This window comes from Embleya hyalina (genome assembly GCF_003967355.1).
Classification (GTDB): Bacteria; Actinomycetota; Actinomycetes; order Streptomycetales; family Streptomycetaceae; genus Embleya; species Embleya hyalina.
Genome location: NZ_BIFH01000013.1, coordinates 400,928 through 417,224, shown reverse-complemented (window position 1 = coordinate 417,224; position 16,297 = coordinate 400,928). Strand labels below are relative to the sequence as shown.

The window sequence follows — 16,297 nt, the reverse complement described above, 5'->3', positions numbered from 1 at the left end:
GGCGCCGAACCGGAAGGAAGCCCTGCGACTTGTCGCCGCGGGGAACCGTCCCTCGGGCGCCGACGTCACATCACCATGGCCGAGTCGAATGCACGACCACCCGCCACCACCCGGACGATCCTCGTCGTCGCCGCCGGACTGATCGCCGTCGCCTGCGTCGGAATCGCCCTGTGGTTCCTGTTCGCGGACGACGGCGAGGAAAAGCATACGGTGGGAGAGCCGATCCGCTCGGTGTCCGACACACCGGTCGGCGCATCGGGCACCGCCCCCGCGGGCTCGCCCGCCGCCACCCCTGCCGTGTCCCCCGCCGAAACGGCGATCCTTCCGGGCACCACGCCACCGGGTGCCGAACCCACGGGCACCCGAACCCCCGCCGTCCCCGCCGGCGGGCGCGTCGACACGCGCACCATCTCCTTCGCCGAGGCACGCGGCCTGCCCAAGGTGTTCGCCGTCGCCGAATCGGCGGCACAGGACGCGGACGTCCTCGCGGGCGTATTCGCCGGCAGCCCGAACAAGCGCCCGGCCGAGCCCACCCCCGCGACGGACTTCGCCCGCAACGTCGTGGTGACCGCGACCGTCGACGCGGGCTGCCTCGACCCCGAGGGCGCCCGGCTGTTCGCGACCGGGAACCGGCTCCGGCTCGACGTACGCCTCCCCGATCGCAGCCCCCCGCCGGAATGCCTCGCCCCGTACGTCCGGCTGGCCCGCTTCGAGGTGCCGCGCGCGTCACTGCCACAGCGCCCGGTCCTGGACGGCAGGTCACCGGCGACACCGAACACGAACTCCCGTCCCTGACCCGAACACACGCGCGCTTGGGGAGACCGTGGGGAACCCGGGGGCTTGCATGTGCCTTCCATGGCCGATTTCGGCGTGGAACGGCCCTTGTTCCGTCCGCCTCCCCACCCGGAGTCTGGTGGTGACCGGGCTCGGATCGAAGCGATGACGAGGAGGATTCCCATGACCTACGGCGGTTCGACGGCCGTGACCCGTGGAGTACGTTCGCTCGCGGTGGTGGCGGTACTGGGCGCCGCGGCGATCGTCGCCGTCCCGACCCCGGCGTATGCCGGGGGATGCACCCTGATCTGCTCGGAGACGATGAATCAGTCGAATCTCCCCGCGACCGTGGCGCGCAACTATTGCGAGGCGGGGAGTACCGGGGACTACACGAGCACGCAGCCGACCTGTTCCTCGGCCGACGAACCCCAGGAGTGGCGGACGCTCGCCGCCGGTGAGCGCACACCGCAGGACGAGGACTGGGACACATTCCGCGTGGACACCAACTGGTGCTACAAGGTCTTCTTCGAGAGCTTCCTCCCCTGGGGCAAGGAGTGGACCTCGTACTTCTCGGCGAGTCCCCAGGGGCCGATGTACGTGAAGGTCGGCAACGACTACACGGCCCACATCAAGGAACAGACGTACGGCCCCTGCCGCCCGGTCTAGATCCGCGGCACGCCCGTCCCCCGCACACCGCGCCAGGTGTGCGGGGGACGGGCGCCGGGCGCCCTCAGCGGGCGAGGTCGACCGCCCGCCGCAGGTCGCCGACGTACGCTTCGGGCCGCTCCCAGGCCGCGAAGTGGCCGCCGGCGTGGTGCTCCACGTATTCGCGGATGTCGAGGAACGCCTCGGCGTAGCTTCGGGGTTCCGGTTTGAGGTCGTGCGCGAACACGGAGAGCACGGTCGGCGTGTCGATGCGGCCGGGAAGGACGACCGGTTCGGCATAGGTGGCGAAAGAGGTGCCGATCGTGCCCGTGGCCCAGTAGGCGGTGACCCAGGTGAGCAGCTCGTCCGGGGTGAACGCCGCCTCGTCGGACCAGGATTCCAGTTTCTCGACGATCCACGCGGCGAGGCCGGCGGGCGAGTCGCCCAGGGCCGCGGCCAGTGTGTTCGGCCGCGTGGACTGCTCGGCGATGTACCCGCCTTCGGTCCGAAACCACTGTGCGGTCCGGCGGAGGTAGTCGACCGCGTCGGGCGCGAGCTTCGCCGGGTCGGCGGTGAGCGCGTGCTGCGGGGCGATGTTCGTGAGGTGCAACGCGGCCACCCGGTCCGGGTGTTCGGCCGCGAGGAGTTCCGCGATGGTGCCGCCCACGTCGCCGCCGGACACGGTGTAGCGGGGGTGGCCGAGGGCGTCGAGCGCGTCCGCGAGGATCCGGGCGATCACGTCGGCCGACATGCCGGGCGTGGTGAGCGGTGCCGCGAACGGGAAGCCCGGCAGCGCGGGAACCACCACGTGCATGTCCGCGAGCAGCGGCAGGACCCGCTCGAACCGCAACACCGAGTCCGGCCAGCCGTGCAGCAACACGACCACCGGAGCGCCGGGACGCGCGGACCGCTGGTGGATCAGCCGCAGGTCGGTGTCGCCCGTCCGGACGGTCACCCACGGGAGTTCGGCGATCCGGCGCTCGTGCGCGTCCCAGTCGTATCCGTTCGCCCAGCGTTCGAGCAGTTCGTCGAGGCGGGTGCCGCCGAGGCCGCGCGTGGCGTCGTCGTTCCACGGGGTCGCCACGCGTCGTGTCCGCCGGATTCGCTCTCGCAGTTCGTCCATCATGTGTACGAGCATACACACGATGTATATGCTCATACACATGATCTCTCGTGACGCGACCGCGACCAGGCGCCGAATCCTGGAACACGCACAACGTCAGTTCGCCCGGCACGGGTACACGGCGGTCACGGTCAAGGGTGTGGCCGACGCCGCCGGCGTGTCGCCCAACCTCATCACCCGCTATTTCGGCGGCAAGGACGGTCTCTTCCTGGCGGCGACCCGAGTCGAACTGCCGGTCGGGAACTCCGTCGACGGCGACCGCTCCACGCTCGGTTCACGCCTCGCGGCAAGCATCGTGCGACGCTGGTTCGGTACATCCGGGGAGGATCCGCTACTGGTCCTGCATCGCGCGTCCGGCGAACGCCCGGAGGCGGCGGAGGCGTTGGCCGCCTTCCTCGACAGGAACTCCCTGGAACCCCTGCACCGCTACCTGCGCGACACCGGCCTGCCCGACGCGGAGGCGCACAGCCGAGCCGCGGCCATCGACGCCTTCGTCCTCGGCGTCTCCGCCCGCCGGCGTGTCCTGCGCTCCGAACTCGGCGACCCGGCCGCCCTGCGCGCCTGGCTGGCCACCACCATCCAGCGCCTCGCCGACGGTTGAGATCTTGTTGATATCTCAAGAATCGACTATTGTGATCCCACTTCGGACGGGAGTTTGTCGTGACCACCGCACTGATCATCGGTGACCTCCAGCAGGGCATCACCGGCAGCTACCCCTTCGCCAGGCAAGTCCTGCCCCAGCTCACCGAGTTGCTGCCGCGGGCCCGTTCCGCCGGTGCTCTCGTGGTGTTCGTGCACTTCGCGTTCCGCGGCAACGGGGCCGATCTCCTCCCCGACAACGCGCTGTACCGGACCTTCTACGAGGCCGGGGACACCTTCCACGAGGGCACCGCCGGCACCGAGATCACCCTGCCGATCGCCGACGAGGACGTCGTCGTGCTCAAGCGCCGCACGAGCGCGTTCGCCGGCACGGACCTCGACCTCGTACTCCGGGCGCGCGGCGTCGACACGATCGCGATCGGCGGCGTGGCCACCGGCGCCATGGTCGCCGCCACCGCCTACGACGCGGCCGATCGCGGATACCGGGTGACCGTGCTGCGCGACGGCTGCGCCGACGGCGATCCGGCCATCCACGACTTCTTCATGGACGCCGTCTTCCCCAGCCGCGGCTTCGCGGTGATGCCCTGCGCCGCCTGGCACCCGGAACCGCCCCGAGCGCCCCGTCACCGCCCGGAGCACGTCGTCGAGTCCTAGCCCGGCGGCAGCGGTGATGTCGGCATTTCGATGGGTGCCTTGTTGACGGAGGCGCTTCGGGCCAGGACCCGGAGCACGTCGCGATGTACGCGCTCGCAGCGGGTGCGCATCGCCTCGTGGGTGCCGGCCACGTCCCGAGCGCGCAGCCGTTCGAAGACGGCCGCCAGTTCTCCGGGCGGGCTCGCGACGTCGGGGGAGATCAGCGCGGCCATCCGCAGGACCCGTTCCAGTTCGTCGAGTACGTCGACGATCGCCTTCGCCAGACGGTTGTTGCCGCCGGAGTTGGCGATGACGGCCTCGAATTCGATCGAGGCCCGCAGCGCCTCCTCCTGCCCCAACTCGCCCGCCGCCAGCGCGAAATGCACCCGGGACAACACTTCGAGCCGCTCCAGCGCGGGCCCGTCGAGACCTCGGCGCGCCGCCGCGGACGCGGCTTCGCCGGACAACAGCGTGCGCAATGCGCACAGGTCGTCGGTGTCCTGGAGGGTGATCGGCCTGACGACGTAACCCGCGCGGGGCAGGGCGGCCACGAGCCCGTCGCGCCGCAGTCGAGCCAGCGCCTCGCGCACCGGCGTCTTGCTGATGTCCCACTGCCGCGCGAGCGAGGTCTCGGTGAAGCTGCTGCCGGGCGACAGCGTCAGGTCGATGAGCTGGCGTCTGATCGCCCGGTAGGCCTGGTTCGTGCGATCGAGGCCGGCCTCTTCCGCGCCGACCAACAACAATGCGGGGATATGCGGCATTCCCGTGATCACCGAATCGTCTTCACGAGCATCTTTACGCACCGCGCCAGCGTACCACCGCACCGAATTGATACGGCAGTTTTGTCCCTTTGCGAGACCTCCGGCATATGGATAAAGAAATCCCGTATTCCGACCGAGCAATGCACCGGCGGATTCGTCAGGTATCCATCGCGGCTCGTTCGGCCGCACTGCGCAGGACACAGAATTCGTTGCCCTCGGGATCGGCGAGGATCACCCAGCCCGAGCCGTCCGGATTCCGGTGGTCGGCGAACAGCGTGGCCCCCAGACCGAGCAGTCGCTCCACCTCCTCGTCCCGCGAGGTCTCGGGGCGCAGACACAGATGGACCCGGTTCTTGACCGTCTTGGCCTCGGGCACCTGGTTGAAGAACAACACCGGGCCGTCCGCGAGTTGCACCTCGGTCTCCCGCGCGCCCGGTTTGTCCTCCGGGTGCAGCGGACGTCCCGTCACCCCGCTCCAGAACCGAGCCAATCCGTAGGCATCCGCACAGTCGATCGCCACATTCTGCAATACCGAGACCATGGGCATGATTCTTCCCCATCCTCGCGCCGAACTCCCGGGTAGGCAGTAACCGATCAGTGGTGTTTCGGCTCACCTGCCGGGTCGGAGTGTGCGCGACGCGGCGGATCGAACGACCGGAGGATCGTGTGTCGGACGGGACGCAGCTCTACCGCAGCACCGGGGTCGCCCTGCTCCGGGCCGCCCTGACACCGCTGGGCGAGATCCCCACGCGGTGGCCCGACCTCGACGAAGTACCCGACTGCGTCGCGTGGTTGCGCCGGACGTGGGCGCGGCCCGGCCTCGCCGCCGGCATCACCGCGGCCGGCCCGACGCTCGCGCGCCGGGTCGAGACGCTGATCGCCGGCGCCGACGACGGCGACCCGAAACGGGTGCGCCGGGCGACCGCCTCCGTGGTCCGCTACGTGCTGCGCGGCGCGGGACGCCCCACGCCGTTCGGCCTGTTCGCCGGCGTCGCGCCGACGACCGTGGGTTCGCGCACCCGGGTCGACTGGGGGACGGAGCATCGACCACTGGCCCGGGTCGACACCGAATGGCTCGCCGACATCGTCGAGCGACTGGAGGCGTGCCCGGAGCTGTTGGCCCGCGTGGACGTGGTGTTCGGCCGTCCGGTCACCGAGCGGGGCGACCGGTTGGAGCGGGCGAACGGCCCGCTCCGGGTGAGTGTGCGCCGTACGCGGGCCGTGCTCGCGGCGCGGGAGGCGGCGGCGTCACCGGTGCGCTTCGGCACCCTCGTCGATACCATGGCCGCGGCGTTTCCCCGGGTCGACCGCGCCCGGATCGAAGCCCTGTCGGCCGGCCTCGTGCGGCGCGGCTTCCTGATCAGCTCGTTGCGCGCGCCGATGACCGTCACCGACCCGCTCGCGCGGCTCGTGGACGAACTCGGGCGGGTGCGCGCGGAGGAGGTGCCCGCGGTCGCCCCGCTGGTGGCCGGGCTGCGCCTGGTGGCCGAGGATGTGCGTCGACACAACGAGGCGTCGCTCGCCGACCGTGCCGTGCTGCGCGCCGATCTGGGCACCCGGATGCGGACGCTTTCCGATGCGGGCCGTACCGTGCTCGGCGTGGACACGCGGCTCGACTGCCGGGTCGACGTTCCCCATGCGGTGGCGTGGGAGATGGAGCGGGCCGCGAGCGCGTTGTTGCGTACGACGCGTCGGCCCGCGGGCGAGTCCGCGTGGCGGGCGTACCACGCCGCGTTCCTCGACCGCTACGGCGTGGGGGCCGCGGTGCCCCTGGCCGACGTCGTCTGCCCGGACACCGGGCTCGGCTATCCCGCCGGCTACCCCACCGCCACCGAGGTCGCGCCGGTCGAGACGGCGACGCCGCGCGACGACCGTCTGCTCGCGATGGCGTGGCGGGCCATGGCGGACGGTGTCGGCGTCGGCGAGGTCGTGTTGACCGACTCGGACGTTCGTACCCTCGCCGACGGCACGGGCTTCGACGAACGGCGAATACCTCCGCACCTCGAACTGTCCGCGCGCGTACACGCCCGCAGCGCCCGGGCGTTGGATCGTGGGGAGTTCACCCTCGTGGTGGCGCCGGCGGGCGCGGCCGGGACGCTCACCTCGCGCTTCACCCCGACGGTGGGCGGTTCGGGCCTGGAAGACGTGTACCGGACGCTGCCGCCCGCGACCGAGGGCGCGTTGCGGGTGCAGTTGAGCACACCGCCGGTGTACGCCCACGCGCAGAACGTCGGGCGTGTCCCGCGGTATCTGCCCCACGTCCTGTCCCTGGGCGAACACCGCGGATCCGACGACCGGCACATCGCGGTGGATGTCCGGGACCTCGCCGTGTCGGCCACCTCGACCGGCCTGCACCTGGTCGATCGATCACGGCATGTCGTCGTGGAGCCCCAGGTGTTCCACGCCCTCGCCCTGCACCGGCAGGTGTCCCCGCTCGCCCGCTTCCTCGCCCGGTTGCCGCGGGCGTTGGGGGCCCAATGGTACGAGTTCGACTGGGGACCTCGGGCGCGACTGCTGCCCTGGTTGCCGAGGGTGCGTCACGGACGTTCGGTGCTCTCCCCGGCACGATGGCGGGTGGCCGAGGACGACCTGCCGGCCGCGAGCGTCGACGGAAACTCGTGGCGACTCGCCCTGGACGCCTGGCGCACCCGCTGGAAGTGCCCGGACACCGTCGAGTTGCGCGACGCCGCCGACCGCACCCTGCGGCTGTCCCTGGACGAGCCCGCGCACGCCGAACTGTTGCGCGTCCACCTGGCCGGGCGCGGACACGCGGTCGTGCACGAGGCCGCGCCCGCCGCCGAGTTCGGGTGGATCGGCGGCCATGTCCACGAGATCGCCCTCCCCCTGGTCGCCCGTCGGCCGCCCGCGCCCTCGCCGCTGCTCGGCCCGCCGGACCTCGCGGCCGGCCCGGTGTGCGGCGCGGCGCCCGGATCGGCGAGCGCGGAGTGGGTGTACGCGAGGATCCACACGCACCCCGAGCGCTTCGACGAGATCATCGCCCACCGCCTGCCCGAACTCGCGGCCACCCTGGATCGGGACCGTGCCCGGTGGTTCGTGCGCCACCGCGGCGGCCACGAGCGCGACCATCTCCGGCTGTACCTCCACACCCCGGACCCGCACGACCGAGCCGCCGTGATGGCGGCCGTCGAACGATGGACCCGGGAGTTGTGTGCCGGGCGGGTCGTGTCCCATCTCGTGCTGGACACCTACCGGCCCGAAGTCGGCCGCTACGGCGCCGGAGCGGCCATGGCGGCGGCCGAGCGGGTCTTCGCCGCCGACTCGCGCGCGGTGGCCGCATGGCTGGTGCACGCGGCCACGATCGACCTCGCGCCCGTCGCGTGGGCCGCGTTGTCGATGGTGGACATCGCGTGCGCGTTCCACGGCGACCCCGGCGAGGGCATGCGGCGTCTGGCCGCACGACCGATCGCCGCGGCGCCGGGGGTGGAGCGGGCGATCGCGGACACCGTCGCGGCCCGGATCACCGTCGACGGCGTCGATCCGGCGGGCCTGCCGGCGGAGTTGACCGCGGCCCGGGCGGCCCGCGCGCACGCCCTGGCCGGCTACCGCGAGTCGCTGCCCGCCGAGGCCGACGTCGACGGCATCCTGGACGCGCTCCTGCGCCTGCACCACAACCGCGCCCTGGGCATCGACCCGACCGGGGAACGAACCTGCCGACGCCTCGCCCGCCGGGCCGCTCTGGCCTTCCGGGCCCGCCCGGTCGCCCCGCGGGCCGACCGGGCGTGACCTCCCGGGCCGCTACCGGCGCCGGCTCACGACACGAGGGTCCGCTCCTCGAGTTCGGTCAGATGTACCGTGCACAGACCGCCGCGCTCGGCCTTGACGCTCGTCACGCGGAGCTGCGTGCCCGGCAGGAGGATGAACTCCTCCTCGCCGGTGAACGCGGAGAAGCGGCGGATGCCCACGGCCCGGGCCGGAGTCACCTCGAAGAGGGTGCGCTTGCCTCGGCTGCCGAGGAACGCCCGGGCCACGCCCACCTCCGAGGTGCACGAGGACACGCCCCACCACGTCACGGTCCGGCCGAGCGGGTACTGCGCGCGCAGGTCCATCGGCACTCCGCGCCACAGCGGCTCGGTACGGGCGGGAAGGTGCGACACCGCCGCGAACAGCAGCCGCAGATACGGGAGGTAGGGGACGACCCCGGCCCGGTCCGGGGCGCGCAGGATGGCGTTGATCTCCCGGTAGAACGTGGACTCGCAGGTGTAGAGGTACAGGGCCGCGATCGCGTCGGCGGACAGGCCGCCGTCCGTCTCGTCCGCCCGCTTCCTGCCGAACTCGTGCGAGCGCTCGACGTGTCGGTCCAGGCCGGACAGCAGTTCGGCGACCGGGGTGACGGCATCCCGGAAGTCCATCAGCGCGGTGTCGAACACGCCGGTGATCGGCGGGAGTTCAAGCCCCTCGTCCTTGACGCCGGCGAGTCGTTCGAGGTAGAGCTGGTGCAACTCCATGGTGGACGCGATGAACGCGCCCATCCGTTCGGCGGTGCCGGCGTTCGCCCCGCCGGCACCGACGGAGGGGTTGTTCCACCCCTGGCTCGGCAGCCAGTCGATCGCGGGCGCGCCCAGCGACGCGAGCGCGTCGTTCACCATGGCGAAGTGGTCGTTGTCGCAGAAGATGTCGCCCTGCGCCGCCGGATTGGCGTGGTCGATGTGCCGGACCTCGACGGCGGGATACTTCTTCTCGAGCCGCTGCACGACCTTCTTCAGGTTGCGCGCGTGAGCCCCCCACCACGCGAAGACGACACTGCGGTCCTCCTCGTCGGCGTTCTGCTTGGCTTCGAGGATTCCCTCCACGATCCGCTCGATCACCGGACGCCAGAACGCGGTGTGCCGGTCGGGCCCCTTCGCCCCGTCGCTGTTGGCGGTGAGTGCCGCGTTCAACAGCAGTACGCCCTGCGTGAGCATCGCCTGGAACCATTCCGGCGGCTGTACGGCGTCCTGCTTCGCCAAGAGGGTGCGTATATCGGCGATGGGTGTTTTCTTCGGAATCCCGTATTTCCACATCGCCGCCGCCTTGATGATGCAGCGGATACTGACCACCCTGCCGAACTGGCTGTCCTTCCAGTCGTGGAAGGTGTTGTCGAACATCGCGATACCGGTGGCGCTCTCCGGTCGCGGGTAGGGATTCTGGCCGAAGACGACGACCTTCCACTTGTGCGGCGGATTGGGCTTGAGCGCCTGGAAGGTCAGTTCGCGGACGGGGACGACCTCGGGGCCGCGTCCCGCGCCGATGAACGCGGCCGCCTCCGACTGCGCCTCGATGACCGGCTTCAGCAGCGGGAGCCACGGTTCGCCGCCGCCCTCGAACAGGGCGGCGAGGGCCAGCGGGTCGTTCGCGTCGGGCGTCGCGGGGTCGTTCGCGGTGACGTTGGCGTCGCTCATGATGGACGGGCTCCGATTTGTCGAACCGTACGGAAATGGGCAGGATCGGCGAACCGGGCGACTTTCACGCGAAAGCCCGGCACCCGCCGGTGATAAGCATGCCGAGAGGCTATGCAGTCGTACCGACAACCGACCCTCGATCTCCGACATTCACGGTGTCGGTGCGCCCCGGTAACGTTCGTGTCCAGTGGAGAACACGGGGCAATATCTTCGTCGATCGGAGTTTCAGTCATGCCGATGAATCGCGCGCAATCGCCGCTGGAAGTGGTGCTGACGGACCTCAACGCGGATGTGGTGCAGGCATGGCGCGCGGCCTTTGCCGACACCCCCGGGGTCGCGATTCGCAAAGGCTCGATCCTCGACGAGAAGGTCGACGCCTGGGTCGCCCCGACCAATTCGCGCGGGCGGATGGACGGCGGGGTCGACGCGGCGATCAAGCGCCACCTCGGGGCGGGCATCCAACTGCGCGTACAGCGGGCGATTCGGGACCGGTTCGCGGGACGGCTCCCGGTCGGCGGCGCGGTGTGTGTGCCGTCGGGCGCGGTCGACCCGAGGTTCCTGATCTCGACCCCGACGATGGAGACCTCGTCGGAGAACGTCGGTGAGACGCTCAACGTGGCGCTGGCGTGTGCGGCCGCGTTCCAGGCGATCCACCGGCAGAACGAACAGGCGCCGGGGAGCATCACGTCGGTGGCACTGGTCGGCATGGGCGCGCGAACCGGCCGGGTGCCGGCACGGGTGTGCGCCAACCTGATGTGGACGGGCTACACCCTGTTCAACGACCACCGCTTCGAGGACTACGACGACCTGCGGCGCACGATCGTCGCGCAACTCGACGACATCGAGGCCGCCCCGGCCGAGCGACGCGTGCGCATCCGTCCGCCGAAGCGCCCGGCGCCCGGTCGCTGACCGACGAAGTCCCCGGCCCGCGGGGGCCGGACGCGCGACGGCCCGGGTCGGTGGATCCGACCCGGGCCGCCTCGTTGTCGAAACGCCGCCCGACTACTTGGGCACGTTCCAGAGTTGCCCCTTGCCCGCGTTGGCGGAATGGAGCTGCACCACCGTGCTGTTGGCGGTGCTTCCGCCCTTCACGTCCAGGACCTTGCCGCTCGCCACGTGCACGATGCGGCCGTTGGCGTCGATCCGCCACTTCTGCGCGGCGCTGCCGTTGCAGTCGTACAGCGAGATCTTGGTGCCGTCGGCGGACGCGTTGCGCGCGTCGTCCAGGCACTTGCCCATCGAGCGCAGTGTGCCGTCCGGGTACCGGATCCAGGACTGACCCGGGCCGGTGTTGCAGGTGTAGATCTGGATCTGGGTGCCGTTGGCCGGCTTGCCGCCCTTGACGTCCAGGCACTTGCCGGCGATCCCGGTGATCCTGCCCTGCGCAGGCACCGGCGCACCGGCCCCGGCGGCCAGCGTGCGCAGCCCCTGTACGTCGAACTGCTGCACGTACTGGCCCGCTCGGGAGTCCGGGTAGGCGTTCAGGAGTGTGCACATGACCGGGTTCTCACCCGAGTCGGTCCCGGTGACGCACTTACCGGGCGCGTCGTCGGCGTGCGCCAGACCCAGGGTGTGACCCAGTTCGTGGCTGACGTGGTTGCGCATGCCGACCTCGCCGAAGCGCGCGGTGGGCTTGCCGTCGGCGGTGAAGAAGGACGTGTTGATGTACGCGTGCCCGCTGGTCACCGTGTCCGGGATGCTGCGCGAGTGGAACCCGCAACTCCACCCCGGCGTCCCGGACCCGTCCATGACGACCTTCCACGGACTGCCGTCGGTGGTTCGCACACACGGGTTCAGGAACGCGCCGATCACGATCTCGCCCTTGGGGCGGGCGTAGTCGTGACCGACCGGCTTGGTGTCGACCTTGATCGGCAGCGCCGTCTCGCGCTGGATCTCGGCCGCGGAGCGTTTGACGTACGGCGCCAGCCAGTCGACCGACTTCTGATCGTAGAACTTGATCGTGTAGCCGGTCGACAGCAGTTTCGTCGCGCCGGCCGACTTCCACCCGGGACCGGACGGCGCCGCCGCGGCGGCGGAGACGGCCGTACGCTGCCCGGCGGGAGCCAGGGCCGGAATCGTCATCCGTCCCTTGACGAACGTGGTGCCGTCGACATCCGACCAGCCGGAGTCGGGCGCCTCGACCCCGTCCAGCGGCTGCTGAACCGGCACCGGATCCGGCGAGGCGTCCCGGTCGTCCTGGTCGCCGAACGCCGAGCCCGAAAGTTGCAATCCACCGACGATCGCGGCGGTCGCCGCGAACGCGGCGACCAACGATATTCGGCGCTTCCCCGTGACTTTCAAATCCCCGTAACCCTTCGTTCAAGGCCGTGAACGCACCTTTCGGCACCGGCCGAAAAACACCGTACAGGTCACGAGTCGCAACGATTTTCGCCCCCACGACACCCGCGCAACCCGACCCCGCCCCCGCGCGATCGGGATACCGAAGGCCCTAGGCGCGGATGGTCGCGTGGGCGGCTTGGATCAGGGTCGGGGGGTCGATGTGGAGGGTGCGCAACACGCGGGCGGCCGTGCCGTGTTCGAGTTCGGCCACGGCGATCAGGACGTGGGCCGTGCGCAGGTTCCTGGGACGGTCGGCCCTGGCCAGGGCGGTCGCGCGGCGGAATACCTCGTTCGCGGTACCGGAAGCGCGGTACGGTCCGCGCGGGGTGGGGGCGGGAGTGGGGGCGGGGATCGTGTCGGTGTCGATGCCGACCGAACGCAGCGCGGCGGCATGGGATTCGGCCAGGGCGCGGTGGACGTCCTCGACGGTGGCGCCGGATGCGGCCAGCGCCGTCCGGGCGGAGTCGTCGGGGAGCGTGAGGGCGGCCAGGAGCAGGTGCTCGGGGCCCGGGGTTTCCTCGCCGAGCACGCGGGCCTGCTCCTCGGCGCCGGTGAGGAGACGCTTCATCGCGCCCATGTCGTGTATCGCGGTGCGGATGCCCACGGTGGATCTCCTTGCCGGTCCGGTGGCTCACCGGTCCTGGGGTGGTGGTGTTCGCCGGGAGGGTGACAGTCGTTTGTGGGCGGCCTGGGCGCTCATGCCCAGCGCCTGACCGATGTGGTTCCAGGTCCAGCCCTGGGCGAGGGCGTGGTCCACCGCCGCTCGCTCCAGCGCCGCGGCGAGGCCGCGCAGTGCGACCACGGCCGCGAACGCGTCCTCGGGTTGCTCGGGCGAGGGAACGTCCTTGGCGTCGATCACACATCAACTTTAGTTGATGGGCGATCGGGCCGTCAACAAAAGTTGATGGCGTGCGAGGGGCTAGGTCAGAGCGCGAACGGATACACCGACGCCGGCCCGGCCCCCACGTCCCCGTACGGTGCCGGGTGGCCGGGGGCGGGCCCGAGTGTGGTGGTGCCCGGAATCGCGCGGTTGCGGAGGCCGGTGCGGTAGGCGTCCATCGCGGCCTCGGTGCGGCCCATGCGGCGCAGCAGGTCGCCCAGGAGCATGCACAGGTCGGCCAGGTCCCCCGCCGCGCCGCTGCGCTTCAGGAAGCCGAGCGCGTCGACGTAGTGCTCCTCGGCGGATTCCGGCTCGCCCCGCTCCTCGGCCATCAGACCGAGCAGCCGGTGGGCGCCCGCCGCGTGCACCGCGCCTCGGGTGTCGTCGAGATCGAGCACGCCGGACAACAATTCCCGCGCCTCCTCGTGGCGGCCGAGGCGGCGCAGTACGTCGGCCAGCTCCACCTCGACCTGCGCGACGAACAGTCGGGCGTGCCGGTCCACCAGCATCTCGCGCGCGGTGCGCAGTTCGGCTTCGGCGGCGTCGAGCGCGTCGTGCTGGGCGTGGACGTAGCCGCGCATCCAGTGGCAGTGCGCGAGTTCGGTACGCAGATGCAGCCGGCCGTAGAGCTCCTGCGCCTTGGCCAGCGAGGCGTCCGCGTCGGCGATGCGGCCCTCCGCGAGCAGCGTGCGGGCGACGCTGCGGTGCATGCCGGCGACCAGGGCGGGATCGGAGACCCGCGGCGCCAGCGCGAGGGCGACCTCGGCGGCGTGTGCGGCGCGGACGTACGCCCCCATGTCCATGTAGGGCGCGATGGAGGCGGCGTGCAGCAGGACGAGGGCGTCGGGGTCGTGCAGGTCGCCGGCCGCGAGTTCGTCCAGCGCGGTCTCCAACACGTAGCACGCGTAGCGGAGTTCACCGGCCAGAAAGTGGGCCACGGCCCGGCCGCGGATCGCGCGGGCCCGGCGGGGCGCGGGTTCGCCGGCGAGTTGCCGCTCGGCCTGCTCGAAGTGGGCGCGCGCCCGAGCCGGTTCCCCGGTCACCAGCGCACACTCGCCGAGTCCGATCCGGGCGCCGGCCTGCTCCGCCGGCAGCGCCAGCCGCTCGGCGTCGGCGAGCAGTTCCCCGTAGCGCAGGGCGGCCCGCTCGGGGGTGCCGGTGGCGAGCAGGCGCTGGGCGTCGGTGAGCGCGAGCCGCAGCTCGGTGGCGAGGTGGGCGGGGTGACCGGTGGTCAGCTCCTCGTAGGTGGTGCCGAGCCGCCCCGCGAGGAAGCGCAGGGCGGCCTCCGACGGGCGTGCCTTGCCCGATTCCAGGGTGGAGATGTGGGCCGCGGTGTACCTCGGCTCGGCAAGCTGACGTTGCGTCAATCCCAGTCGGTTGCGCATGCGTTGGATGCGGCTTCCGATCTCGGCCGGCTCGTCCATCGGGTCCCCCCTGCGCTGGTTCCTCACTTCGAGGCATTGTGCGGCAACGCTGCGGCGTTTAGCTTAAGTTCGGACTTGGATTCACTGAAGTCCGGATCTATCTCCCTCGCGTGCCAAGGAGAATCCCTTGCGCAGATCGAGTACATCCCTTCGCGGACCCGTGGTGGCGGTCGCCGCGGCCGCCGCCCTCGTGTGCACCGTCGTCACCGCCCCGGGTACGGCCGCCGGTGCCGCCGGGGTCCCATCGACCACCGACCGGGTCCTCGTCGAGATCCCCGGCCCCGAAAACGCGGGACCCACCGCGCTCTCGCAAACGCACACCGAGGCGGGCTCCGGGTACATCCGGGTCCCCCGGCAGGGCCGGGACGGATCGCCGGCGGGCACCCTCTCCCCCGAAACCGCGCCGGGCGACGGCGCGGTCACCAAGGTCGTCGACAACGGCCCCACCTCGGACCGCCTCGACATCGTCTTCGTCGGCGACGGCTACACCGCGGGCGAACTCGCGCGCTTCCATACGGACGTCAAGGAGCGCTGGGCGGAGATCGTGGCCGTCGAGCCGTACACCACGTACGCGAATCTCTTCAACGTCTGGGCGGTGGACGCGGTTTCCCGCCAGTCGGGAGTGTCCGGAGATCCGTCCCGGGACGTGGTCCGGGACACGGCGCTCGGATCCTACTTCTGGTGCGAGAACACGGAACGGCTGCTGTGCGTCGACGAGGCCAAGGTCGACTCGTACGTCGACAACGCCCCCGCCGTCGACCTGGTGATGGTGCTCGCCAACAGCGGCAAGTACGGCGGCGCCGGCTACAACACGCCCAGCCCGACGCTGGGTTACGAGGGCATCGCCACCTCCTCCGCGCACAACGCCCAGTCGGGTCAGGTGGCCATCCACGAGACGGGGCACTCGCTCGGCAAGCTCGCCGACGAGTACTTCTACCCCGGTGTCCCCGGCTACGAGCACTACACCGGCCCCGAACCGGGCGAGTCCAACATCACCGAACTCACCGCCGCGCGGATGCGAAGCACCCGCACCAAGTGGTACCGCTGGCTGGGCCGAACCTCACCCGACGGCGGCACGGTCGGCGCGTACACGGGCGGCGGCTACTACGTGACCGGCCTGAACCGGCCGACGGACGGCTCGCTGATGCGGTTCACCGGCAAACCCTTCAACCTGCCCGGTGTCGAGGCGATGATCGCCGGTTTCCATCGACACGCCTCCGCGGCACGCGCCCTCACCCCGACGGCGCGCACGTTGCGGGCCGGGGACAGTGCGCGCATCGCCCTGGCCCGACCCGTCGGTCCGGCCGCGCGGCCGCTTCGGGTGCGGTGGTACCTCGACGACGAGCCGCTGCGGCCACCGGCGCGGGAGGACGCGGTGCAGGTCTCGGAACTGCGCCTCGACCCGCGTCGCGCGGGGCCGCACCGGTTGACCGTGGTGGTCGTCGACCCGACCGACTCGGTCCGTGACCCGGCCGTCGCCGAGACCCTGCGGACGACTCTGACCTGGACCGTCCGGGCCTGATCCCGGGCCCGACCACACGAACCACCGGCGACACCGCGACCCCGGCGCACCCCTCGCGCCGGGGTCGCGCCGTCTCGCCCGGTCCACTCGGGAGCCCACCGCCGTCGTGGCCGTTTCGCCACGACGGCGGGTGGGAGATCACCCCCGCTTCGCATCGTCCGCCTCGGATAATGTTCGCCGTACCGAGGTCGGAACC

Annotated in this window: 15 protein-coding genes; 7 read left to right on the top strand and 8 right to left on the bottom strand. The window is 71.3% G+C overall.

Annotation, left to right across the window (positions count from 1 at the left end; translation table 11 throughout):
• Positions 1 to 75: 75 nt before the first annotated feature.
• Both EMA17_RS01865 and EMA17_RS01860 read left to right on the top strand, forming a co-directional pair.
• A complete protein-coding gene (locus EMA17_RS01865; RefSeq protein WP_126635068.1) occupies positions 76 to 795 on the top strand; it encodes a hypothetical protein in 720 nt (239 codons plus the stop codon).
• 162 nt (positions 796 to 957) lie between these two features.
• Complete coding sequence (locus EMA17_RS01860; protein WP_126635067.1) at positions 958 to 1,440, top strand: hypothetical protein; 483 nt, start codon at positions 958 to 960, stop codon at positions 1,438 to 1,440.
• Positions 1,441 to 1,504: 64 nt separating this feature from the next.
• Here the strand turns inward: EMA17_RS01860 and EMA17_RS01855 are convergent, their stop codons facing one another.
• The gene (locus EMA17_RS01855) at positions 1,505 to 2,545 is read right to left on the bottom strand and encodes an epoxide hydrolase family protein (RefSeq protein WP_126635066.1); all 1,041 of its coding nucleotides are present in this window, start codon (positions 2,543 to 2,545) and stop codon (positions 1,505 to 1,507) included.
• Positions 2,546 to 2,582: 37 nt separating this feature from the next.
• Between EMA17_RS01855 and EMA17_RS01850 the strand changes: the two genes are divergently transcribed.
• Together EMA17_RS01850 and EMA17_RS01845 are read left to right on the top strand one after the other, a co-directional pair.
• Positions 2,583 to 3,143, top strand: coding sequence for a TetR/AcrR family transcriptional regulator (locus tag EMA17_RS01850; RefSeq protein ID WP_126635065.1), 561 nt, complete (start codon positions 2,583 to 2,585; stop codon positions 3,141 to 3,143).
• Positions 3,144 to 3,202: 59 nt separating this feature from the next.
• Positions 3,203 to 3,796 (top strand): cysteine hydrolase family protein, encoded by a 594-nt coding sequence (locus tag EMA17_RS01845; RefSeq protein WP_126635064.1) that lies wholly within the window; start codon positions 3,203 to 3,205, stop codon positions 3,794 to 3,796.
• Here the strand turns inward: EMA17_RS01845 and EMA17_RS01840 are convergent.
• Entirely contained in the window at positions 3,793 to 4,536 is a 744-nt protein-coding gene (locus EMA17_RS01840; RefSeq protein ID WP_126635063.1) for a GntR family transcriptional regulator, read from the bottom strand. The genes EMA17_RS01845 and EMA17_RS01840 overlap by 4 nt on opposite strands.
• A gap of 157 nt (positions 4,537 to 4,693) precedes the next feature.
• Positions 4,694 to 5,077, bottom strand: coding sequence for a VOC family protein (locus EMA17_RS51560; protein ID WP_160161314.1), 384 nt, complete (start codon positions 5,075 to 5,077; stop codon positions 4,694 to 4,696).
• A 125-nt stretch (positions 5,078 to 5,202) separates the two neighbouring features.
• On the opposite strand from EMA17_RS51560, the gene EMA17_RS01830 reads away from it, so the two are divergent.
• Positions 5,203 to 8,280, top strand: coding sequence for a lantibiotic dehydratase (locus tag EMA17_RS01830; RefSeq protein WP_126635062.1), 3,078 nt, complete (start codon positions 5,203 to 5,205; stop codon positions 8,278 to 8,280).
• Between the two features lie 26 nt (positions 8,281 to 8,306).
• On the opposite strand, the gene EMA17_RS01825 is transcribed toward EMA17_RS01830, so the two are convergent.
• On the bottom strand, positions 8,307 to 9,935 hold the full coding sequence (locus EMA17_RS01825; RefSeq protein WP_126635061.1) for an ADP-ribosyltransferase domain-containing protein: 1,629 nt from the start codon (positions 9,933 to 9,935) through the stop codon (positions 8,307 to 8,309).
• Positions 9,936 to 10,172: 237 nt separating this feature from the next.
• Between EMA17_RS01825 and EMA17_RS01820 the strand changes: the two genes are divergently transcribed.
• Positions 10,173 to 10,844: a macro domain-containing protein gene (locus EMA17_RS01820; RefSeq protein ID WP_126635060.1), complete on the top strand. Its 672-nt coding sequence runs from the start codon at positions 10,173 to 10,175 to the stop codon at positions 10,842 to 10,844.
• Between the two features lie 93 nt (positions 10,845 to 10,937).
• Here EMA17_RS01820 and EMA17_RS01815 read toward each other — a convergent pair whose 3' ends face one another.
• The 4 genes from EMA17_RS01815 to EMA17_RS01800 form a co-directional block, all read right to left on the bottom strand.
• Positions 10,938 to 12,236, bottom strand: coding sequence for a ricin-type beta-trefoil lectin domain protein (locus EMA17_RS01815; protein WP_246126384.1), 1,299 nt, complete (start codon positions 12,234 to 12,236; stop codon positions 10,938 to 10,940).
• 148 nt (positions 12,237 to 12,384) lie between these two features.
• Positions 12,385 to 12,879, bottom strand: a complete 495-nt coding sequence (locus tag EMA17_RS01810) for a Clp protease N-terminal domain-containing protein (RefSeq protein ID WP_126635059.1) — start codon at positions 12,877 to 12,879, stop codon at positions 12,385 to 12,387.
• Between the two features lie 27 nt (positions 12,880 to 12,906).
• Positions 12,907 to 13,134, bottom strand: a complete 228-nt coding sequence (locus EMA17_RS01805; RefSeq protein ID WP_078982148.1) for a hypothetical protein — start codon at positions 13,132 to 13,134, stop codon at positions 12,907 to 12,909.
• Between the two features lie 65 nt (positions 13,135 to 13,199).
• Positions 13,200 to 14,579: a helix-turn-helix domain-containing protein gene (locus EMA17_RS01800; RefSeq protein ID WP_126635058.1), complete on the bottom strand. Its 1,380-nt coding sequence runs from the start codon at positions 14,577 to 14,579 to the stop codon at positions 13,200 to 13,202.
• 127 nt (positions 14,580 to 14,706) lie between these two features.
• Here EMA17_RS01800 and EMA17_RS01795 point away from each other — a divergent pair, with 127 nt between their 5' ends.
• Positions 14,707 to 16,101 carry a M64 family metallopeptidase gene (locus tag EMA17_RS01795; protein WP_307721515.1) on the top strand — a complete coding sequence of 465 codons (1,395 nt, stop codon included), beginning with the start codon at positions 14,707 to 14,709 and terminating at the stop codon, positions 16,099 to 16,101.
• Positions 16,102 to 16,297 lie beyond the last annotated feature (196 nt).

Bases quoted from the DNA above. Each gene is read 5' to 3' on its own strand.
- EMA17_RS01865 (WP_126635068.1), top strand. From the start codon at position 76: ATGGCCGAGTCGAATGCACGACCACCCGCCACCACCCGGACGATCCTC.
- EMA17_RS01860 (WP_126635067.1), top strand. From the start codon at position 958: ATGACCTACGGCGGTTCGACGGCCGTGACCCGTGGAGTACGTTCGCTC.
- EMA17_RS01855 (WP_126635066.1), bottom strand. From the start codon at position 2,545: ATGATGGACGAACTGCGAGAGCGAATCCGGCGGACACGACGCGTGGCG.
- EMA17_RS01850 (WP_126635065.1), top strand. From the start codon at position 2,583: ATGATCTCTCGTGACGCGACCGCGACCAGGCGCCGAATCCTGGAACAC.
- EMA17_RS01840 (WP_126635063.1), bottom strand. From the start codon at position 4,536: ATGCCGCATATCCCCGCATTGTTGTTGGTCGGCGCGGAAGAGGCCGGC.
- EMA17_RS51560 (WP_160161314.1), bottom strand. From the start codon at position 5,077: ATGGTCTCGGTATTGCAGAATGTGGCGATCGACTGTGCGGATGCCTAC.
- EMA17_RS01825 (WP_126635061.1), bottom strand. From the start codon at position 9,935: ATGAGCGACGCCAACGTCACCGCGAACGACCCCGCGACGCCCGACGCG.
- EMA17_RS01820 (WP_126635060.1), top strand. From the start codon at position 10,173: ATGAATCGCGCGCAATCGCCGCTGGAAGTGGTGCTGACGGACCTCAAC.
- EMA17_RS01800 (WP_126635058.1), bottom strand. From the start codon at position 14,579: ATGGACGAGCCGGCCGAGATCGGAAGCCGCATCCAACGCATGCGCAAC.